At 66.2% G+C, this 7,355-nt stretch carries 8 protein-coding genes; 4 read left to right on the top strand and 4 right to left on the bottom strand.

What is annotated here, in order from left to right:
* Positions 1–299: 299 nt before the first annotated feature.
* Positions 300–692: a hypothetical protein gene (locus ABZW74_RS17675; RefSeq protein WP_240856559.1), complete on the bottom strand. Its 393-nt coding sequence runs from the start codon at positions 690–692 to the stop codon at positions 300–302.
* A gap of 85 nt (positions 693–777) precedes the next feature.
* On the opposite strand from ABZW74_RS17675, the gene ABZW74_RS17670 reads away from it, so the two are divergent.
* Positions 778–1,512: a pirin family protein gene (locus tag ABZW74_RS17670; protein ID WP_355277978.1), complete on the top strand. Its 735-nt coding sequence runs from the start codon at positions 778–780 to the stop codon at positions 1,510–1,512.
* Positions 1,513–1,524: 12 nt separating this feature from the next.
* Here the strand turns inward: ABZW74_RS17670 and ABZW74_RS17665 are convergent, their stop codons facing one another.
* From ABZW74_RS17665 to ABZW74_RS17655, 3 genes are all read right to left on the bottom strand, one after another.
* Positions 1,525–2,454, bottom strand: a complete 930-nt coding sequence (locus ABZW74_RS17665) for an LLM class F420-dependent oxidoreductase (protein WP_355277976.1) — start codon at positions 2,452–2,454, stop codon at positions 1,525–1,527.
* A gap of 34 nt (positions 2,455–2,488) precedes the next feature.
* Positions 2,489–3,394: a cation diffusion facilitator family transporter gene (locus ABZW74_RS17660; RefSeq protein ID WP_355277973.1), complete on the bottom strand. Its 906-nt coding sequence runs from the start codon at positions 3,392–3,394 to the stop codon at positions 2,489–2,491.
* 176 nt (positions 3,395–3,570) lie between these two features.
* Positions 3,571–4,074 carry a DinB family protein gene (locus tag ABZW74_RS17655; protein WP_355277971.1) on the bottom strand — a complete coding sequence of 168 codons (504 nt, stop codon included), beginning with the start codon at positions 4,072–4,074 and terminating at the stop codon, positions 3,571–3,573.
* Between the two features lie 123 nt (positions 4,075–4,197).
* Between ABZW74_RS17655 and ABZW74_RS17650 the strand changes: the two genes are divergently transcribed.
* From ABZW74_RS17650 to ABZW74_RS17640, 3 genes are read left to right on the top strand one after another with little or no spacing between them, the layout of a single operon-like run.
* Entirely contained in the window at positions 4,198–5,646 is a 1,449-nt protein-coding gene (locus tag ABZW74_RS17650; RefSeq protein WP_355277969.1) for an LLM class flavin-dependent oxidoreductase, read from the top strand.
* Entirely contained in the window at positions 5,643–6,650 is a 1,008-nt protein-coding gene (locus ABZW74_RS17645) for an ATP-binding cassette domain-containing protein (protein WP_355277966.1), read from the top strand. The genes ABZW74_RS17650 and ABZW74_RS17645 overlap by 4 nt, the downstream gene beginning before the upstream one ends.
* Positions 6,647–7,354 (top strand): methionine ABC transporter permease, encoded by a 708-nt coding sequence (locus tag ABZW74_RS17640; RefSeq protein ID WP_240856553.1) that lies wholly within the window; start codon positions 6,647–6,649, stop codon positions 7,352–7,354. The genes ABZW74_RS17645 and ABZW74_RS17640 overlap by 4 nt, the downstream gene beginning before the upstream one ends.
* Position 7,355 lies beyond the last annotated feature (1 nt).

Raw genomic sequence — 7,355 nt, 5'->3', positions numbered from 1 at the left:
GGTGTGGTGGACTTCGCCTAGGGCTAGTTCGTCGTGGCGGGCGCGCGCGGCGGGGGCGCGCCCGCCCCCCCCCCCCCGCGGCCCGCCCCCCCCCGCCCGCCCGGCCCGTATTGGCCGCCCCCCGGCGACCACGAAACCGGCCGCGACGAGTCGGTCGACGACGTGCGTATATCGGGCACCATGCTCGGCCAGGCCGTGCGCAATGACCAACGTGCCACGCGCATCACCGTCCGGCCGGTACAGGTCGTACTGGATCAGCTCGCCGTGACCACCCGTGAATGTCCTTGTCTCCATGTCGATCACCCTAGCCCGAGGCGCGAGATCACCGAGCGTCCGGCCGATTCGATCGCGCCGAGCGGCCGAGCGGCGATCTCCCCGATCTCGACGATCGCCTCCACACGGGCAACGATGCTCTCGAGCCGCGCAACCACATCCGCCATCCGATCGACGGTGGCGTCGACCTGATCGAGGGTCCCCGACATCCGGGTCAACGTGGCGTCGAGTTTCTCGATGGTGGAGTTCATCCCCGTCATCGTGTCGCCGATGCCGTCGATGGTCTCGCCCATGTCGTCGATGATCGTGGTGAGCTGTTCGACGGTGACGTCCGCATTCAGCGCCGCCTGCGCAAGCTTGCGGATGCGCTGGCGTTCCGGCTGGCGGGTCGTCGAATCCTGTGTACCTCTATCGGCCATGATTGGACACTATCCATCAACGATGGGACACGAGACCGAGTCGACGAAGTACGTGGCACGCGACACCAGGTGAATGAGGAGATCCATGACGCGCAAGGTCGTCCGAGCGGCGGACCGCCATCACTGGCGCAACGAGTGGCTCGAGTCGTGGCAGTCGTTCCCGGCGACCGGGAACTTCGACCTCGTGGGCAATGCGCACGGGGTTCTGATGGTCCACAACGACGACCGCGTCGACGCCGGCGAGGGATTGGACGTTCACCACCATCGCGACACCGAGATCGTCACGTGGGTGCTCGACGGCACACTGCACCACCGCGATTCAACGGGCAACGAAGGCGATCTGACGCCCGGAGTGGTGCAGCGGATGACGGCGGGTCGCGGGATCAGTCACGCCGAGGGCAATCCGGCGTCGAGGTCGGAAGATGCGCCGTTACGGGTCGTCCAGATGTGGGTCGCCCCGGAACGCGCCGGCCTCGAACCCGGTTACGCCGAAAAGGATTTCAGCGCCGACCTGGCATCCGGAGACCTCGTGACGGTGGTGTCCGGCCTCGCCACCGACGCGTCCGGTCCTGCCCTATCGATCGCCAATCCCTTTGTGGCACTTCATGTTGCCCGTCTTCATGCGGGCACGTCGTGTGTGCTACCCGCGGCCGAGTACGGTCACCTCTACGTTGCGCGCGGTGCCGTGGAGCTGCCCGACGGCGCTACCCTCGACGAGGGCGACGCGGTGCGCACCACCGACGAAGGCCCACTCACGGTCGGCACCGATGCCGGTGCGGAGATCCTGTTCTGGGAGATGCACGCCGCCTTCGACCGCTGAGCGCGCCTCCCGTCAGCCCAACTGCGGGGCGACCTTGGCCGCCACCAGTTCGAGATGGTCGAGGTCGTCGAGATCGAGAGTCTGCAGGTAGACCCGGTCGACGCCCAGCTCCCGATACCGTTCGATGGTCGCGACAACCTCGTCGGGAGTACCGGCAGCACCGTTGTCGCGGAGCTCATCGGGGGCGCGTCCGATGGCATCGGCACGTCGCGCGAACTCCGCCTCGTCGGCTCCACAGCACAGCACCAGCGCGGCGGAGAATCGCATCGTCTCCGGCCGTCTTCCCGACTTCGCACACGCGGCGCGCACCCGACCGATCTGCGCGTTCGCCTCGTCGACCGGCGCGAAGACCACATTGAACTCGTCGGCGAAGCGAGCCGCCAGGGCAGGAGTTCGGCGTTTGCCGCTGCCGCCGACGATGATCGGTGGCCGCGGCCGCTGCACCGGTTTGGGCAGGGCAGGCGAATTCGTCAGCCAGTAGTGTGCGCCCTCGTAATCGAAGGTGCGTCCCTCGGGGGTCTCCCACAGTCCGGTGACGATCTCGAAGCTCTCCTTGAGACGGTCGAAGCGGTCGCCCATCGATGGGAAGGGGATGCCGTAGGCAGCATGCTCTCGCTCGAACCAGCCTGCACCCAAACCCAATTCGACTCTGCCGTCGCTCATCTGGTCGACCTGCGCGACCTCGATCGCCAGCTGGCCGGGATGACGGAACGTGGCCGAGGAGACCAGGGTGCCGAGCCGGATCTTCGACGTCTCACGTGCCAGCCCGGCCAACGTCAGCCACGCATCGGTCGGTCCCGGACGTCCGTCGGAACCCATGGCCAGGTAGTGGTCAGAGCGGAAGAAGGCGTCGAAGCCGAGTTCCTCGGTCGCGCGTGCCACGCGAAGAAGATCGTCGTAGGTCGCGCCTTGCTGGGGTTCGGTGAAGATGCGGAGGTCCACGGCTTCAACCTACGCTCGTCGGCACCGTGGTGGCCTACAACGACGGTTCGTCGGGTGTGGACAGCGTCAGAACCGCTTCGACGATGACCTCGTCTTGCTCGAGTTCTGCCTCGAGGCTGCGCAGCGCGACGGCCAGTTCGTGCTCGGCCATGTCGCCGACGATGTCGACGGCCGCAACCAGATAGAACTGCATCGGACCCACGTATTCGGCGTGCAAGTAGGTGATGCGGTCGATCGCGGCGTGCTCGCGCAGACGCCGCAACATGTCGTCGCGCACCGACGGCAACGCCACCTGCCCCACCAGGAACTCGCTGTTTCTCCTGATCAGGAACACCGCAATGTAGGCCAACAGACAGCCGACCAGGATGGACCCCAACGCATCCCAGACCGCAGATCCCGTGATCTCGTGCAAGGCCATACCGAGGGCCGCGATCGCCAGGCCGACGAGTGCCGCCGCATCCTCGGCGAACACCGCGCGCAACGTCGTGTCGGAGGTCCGGTTGAGAAACCGCAACGGCGACATCGAGAAGCGAGTGCCGCCAGCCTTCGCCTGGCGGACCGACTGGGCGAACGAAACCCCTTCCAGCACCGCAGAAATGGCCAGAACGATGTAGCCGATGAGGTAATCGGTGTCGGGCTCCGGATCGGCGAGCGACGTGATGCCGTGCATGATCGAGACCACCGCGCCGACGGTGAACAAACCGAACGCCGCGAACATCGCCCAGATGTAGGTCTCTCGACCGTGCCCGAAGGGATGCTTGCGGTCTCGCCCGCGCGCGCCACGTCGCTCGGCGATGAGCAGGAAGATCTCGTTACCCGCGTCCGCCCACGAATGCGCGGCCTCGGCCACCATCGACGCCGAGCCTGTGAGCACTGCGGCAATCGATTTGGCAACGGCGACGAGGATGTTCATCGCGAAGGCGATGACGACGGTGACCATCAGATCGCCGTCCGCGATTCGCGTACCTGCTGCTCATCCGTCACACATCCGATCCTCTCACGAGGGGGCCCTTCGAGGCTCGTCGCTGCGCTCCTCGCACCTCAGGGAGCGGAGGGGACCCAAGGGAGCGGTGGGTGGCACAGGGAGCGGAGGGACACCCAGGCCGAGCGCACTGGTCAGGAGAACAAGCCCTTCAGATACGCGGCCTGTCCGATGTGCTGTGCGTCGTCGTCGATGACGCTCACCAACCGGACGCCCAGGGTCACCGGCGGCTCCCAGTTGGTGTCGACAACCCGATCGAGATCGGAATCCGACAGGCCCGCAAGATAATCCGCGGATGCGCGGTGGGTGGCGTCGTAATAGCCGGTGAGCAATGACGGGTCGTCGACCACCACGCGTGGGACGTCGGCCGCCGACTGGCCGTAACCGGTCTCGCCGACGGGGAACGGCAACGCGAACCTGTCGGCCCAACCGTCGGCCACCCAGACCTCGTCGGTGCCGGCGACATCGGCGACCTGTGCGTCTTGGACTCGCGTGAGGTGCCAGACCAGCCAGGCGATCGTGTTGGCATCGTCGCCGGGCGCGCGATTGAGCACATCGACGGCGATGTCGTCGACGACGGCGTGCACGTTCTCGGCGACTCGGCTCAGTGAATCAAGGAGTATGTCCGCGGAGCGCATACGTCGAGGCTAGCCGGATTCCCACCAGCACGGACTCGGATCGGCCTCACGCGGGCGGACGATTTACGCTCGCGCTGCGTACAACGATGGCCGCCGCCGACATCTGTCTGCATCATCGTCCGAGTGCCTGCACCGATATCACCACGCCCGATCCGTCTCAACGCCTTCGACATGAATTGCGTTGCGCACCAGTCACCCGGACTGTGGCGTCACCCGGCCGATCGGTCCTGGGAGTACAACACCATCGACTACTGGGTGAACCTGGCCCAGCTCCTCGAGGGCGGCGGATTCGACGGCCTGTTCATCGCCGACGTGCTCGGGACGTACGACGCGTACGCGGGCACCGACGAGGCTGCCATCCGCCAGGGTGCGCAGATCCCGGTCAACGATCCACTCCTGCTGGTCTCGGCGATGGCGCATGCCACCGAGCACCTCGGATTCGGCATCACCACCGGAACCGGCTTCGAGCACCCGTACCCGTTCGCGCGTCGACTCTCGACCCTCGACCACCTCACCAGGGGCCGGATCGGCTGGAACGTCGTCACCGGATATCTGCCCGCCGCGGCACGCAACATGGGCGCCGACGACCAGCCCGAACACGACAGCCGCTACGACCAGGCCGACGAGTACCTCACTGTGCTGTACAAGCTGTGGGAAGGCTCCTGGGAGCGCGACGCCGTCCGGCGCGACCGAGCGAACGGCATCTTCGCCGACCCGGACAAGGTCCACCACATCGGCCATCGCGGAACACATTTCACGGTTCCCGGCATTCACCTCGCCGAGCCGTCACCGCAGGGCTCCCCGGTCATCTACCAGGCCGGCGCATCGCCACGCGGCCGACGCTTTGCTGCCGAGAACGCCGAGGCCATCTTCGTGGCGGCCCCCACCAAGGCGATTCTGCGCGACACCGTGGCCAAAGTGCGCGAAGAACTCGTGCGCGCGGGACGCGACCCGTACGACGCCCGCATCTACACACTGCTGACGATCATCACCGACTCGACCCCGGAAGCCGCGCGCGCGAAGGCGCAGGAGTACCAGTCGTATGCGAGCGAGGAGGGTTCGCTGGTGTTCATGTCCGGCTGGATGGGAATCGATCTGTCCACCTACGACATCGACGAACCGATCGGCAACGTCCACAGCAACGCCATCCAGTCTGCCGTCGCCGCATTCAGCCAGGCCACCGACAGCGGCGAGGAATGGCGGGTCCGCGACATCGCGGCCTGGGGTGGCATCGGCGGGATGGGTCCGGTCCTGATCGGCTCGGGCGACGAAGTGGCGCAAGCACTGCAGGATTGGGTCGACGAGACCGACGTCGACGGGTTCAACGTCGCCTACGCGGTCACGCCGGGCTCGTTCGAGGACATCGTCACCCACGTGGTACCCGCACTGGAGCGACGCGGCGTGTACGACCGCGCGTACGTTCCAGGAACCCTGCGGCACAAGCTGTTCGGGCGCGGTGATCTGCTCCCCGACAACCATCGCGGCTCAACCTTCCGGCCGGGTGGTACGGGTTCGACGATCGACGACTCGGCACGCACGGCCGCCCGTCTCGTGACCGGGGGCGTCCGATGATCGAGGCGGTCGAGCTCACCAAGGTGTTCGGCGTCGGGTCGACGAATCCGAGCACCGTGCTCGACCGGGTCGACTTCCGGGTCGAACAGGGCGAGATCTTTGCGGTCGTCGGACCGTCCGGTGCAGGCAAGAGCACCCTCGCCCGTTGTTTGAACCTGCTCGAACGGCCGACCTCGGGGCAGGTCATCGTCAACGGCGAAGATCTGTCGTCGCTGGGGTCGACGCAGTTGCGCGACGCCCGGCGTCGTATCGGCACAGTGTTTCAGTCGGCCAGCCTGCTCTCGCGACGCACCGCGGCCGACAACGTCGCACTGCCACTCGAATACCTCGGGGCCACCAAGGTTTCCACCAAGCAACGCGTTGCCGAACTGCTCGATCGCGTCGGGCTCGCCGACAAGGCCGGACTCTATCCCCATCAGTTGTCCGGCGGTCAGCGCCAACGAGTCGGCATCGCCCGCGCACTCGCGCTGAAACCATCGGTCCTCCTGTCCGACGAGGCGACCTCTGGTCTGGATCCGGCTGCCACCGACACCTTCCTCCGGCTGCTCACCGAGGTCCGCGACGACCTCGGTCTCGCGGTAGTGTTCATCACCCACGAGATGGACACCATCGTCCGCGTCGCCGACACGGTGGGGCGTCTCGATGGTGGCAGTCTCGTCGAGCGCGGTCGCGTCGCCGACCTCGTTCTCGATCCCGAATCTCCACTCGGACAATCACTTCGACCACGTGGACCGAGCGCCGACACGGCGTCGGGACAGTCGGCGATCTCGGTGATCTACAACTCTGCCACCGTGCCCGCCGACTGGCTCACCCGAATAGGCGGAAACCTCGGCATTCCGATCGCCGTACTCGGTGCGTCGGTTCAGACCGTCGACGGTGTGTCCTTCGGCGACCTGACCGTGTCGGTTCCCATCGGTCACGCCGCATCGTTCGTCGGATCCGCCCACGAACTCGGCATCACCGCGCGCGTGCTCGATCGGCATCAGGTGGAGGTCGCTGCGTGACGCGCCTCGATCTCGCCGCAATCACGGTCCCGGTCAACGAGATTCCCGATCTACTGATCCCCGCGTTCGTCGACACCGTCCTGATGGTCAGCATCGTGATGATCGTCGTGCTCGTGGTCGGGGTTCCACTCGGAGCTCTCATCCACAACCTCGCCCCCGGCGGGCTTTTCGAGAATCGTGGACTGCACACACCGCTGTCGTGGGTGATCAGCATCGGACGGTCGCTGCCGTTCCTCGTGCTGATGACCGCGATCATCCCGTTCACACGATTCGTCACCGGCACCAACATCGGGATCGCCGCGGCCGTCGTTCCGATGTCGATCGCGGGGATCGCGTTCTTCACCAGGATCGTGGAGAACTCGCTGCGGGCGGTGCCGTCGTCGGTGGTCGACGTCGCCAAGGCATCCGGCGGGTCCAACACCCAGATCATCTGGACCGCACAGATTCCCGAAGCCCTACCCAACATCATCGGCGGCCTGACGATCAACACGATCGCGATGATCGAGTACTCCACCATCGCCGGCACGATTGGCGCCGGCGGTCTCGGCTATGTCGCCGTCACCTACGGCTACCAACGATTCGACCACGCCGTCATGGTCGCCACGATCATCGTCCTGGTCATCACCGTCGCACTCATCCAGATCGTCGGCGACGCGCTGGTGCGCAGCCTCACGCCGGAGAAGTCCCGCCGCGTCAATCGCTGAG

The organism is Gordonia sp. NPDC003585, assembly GCF_040610755.1.
GTDB lineage: Bacteria > Actinomycetota > Actinomycetes > Mycobacteriales > Mycobacteriaceae > Gordonia.
The sequence above is the reverse complement of the archived record's forward strand: the minus strand, read 5'-3'. Positions and strand labels throughout refer to the sequence as shown.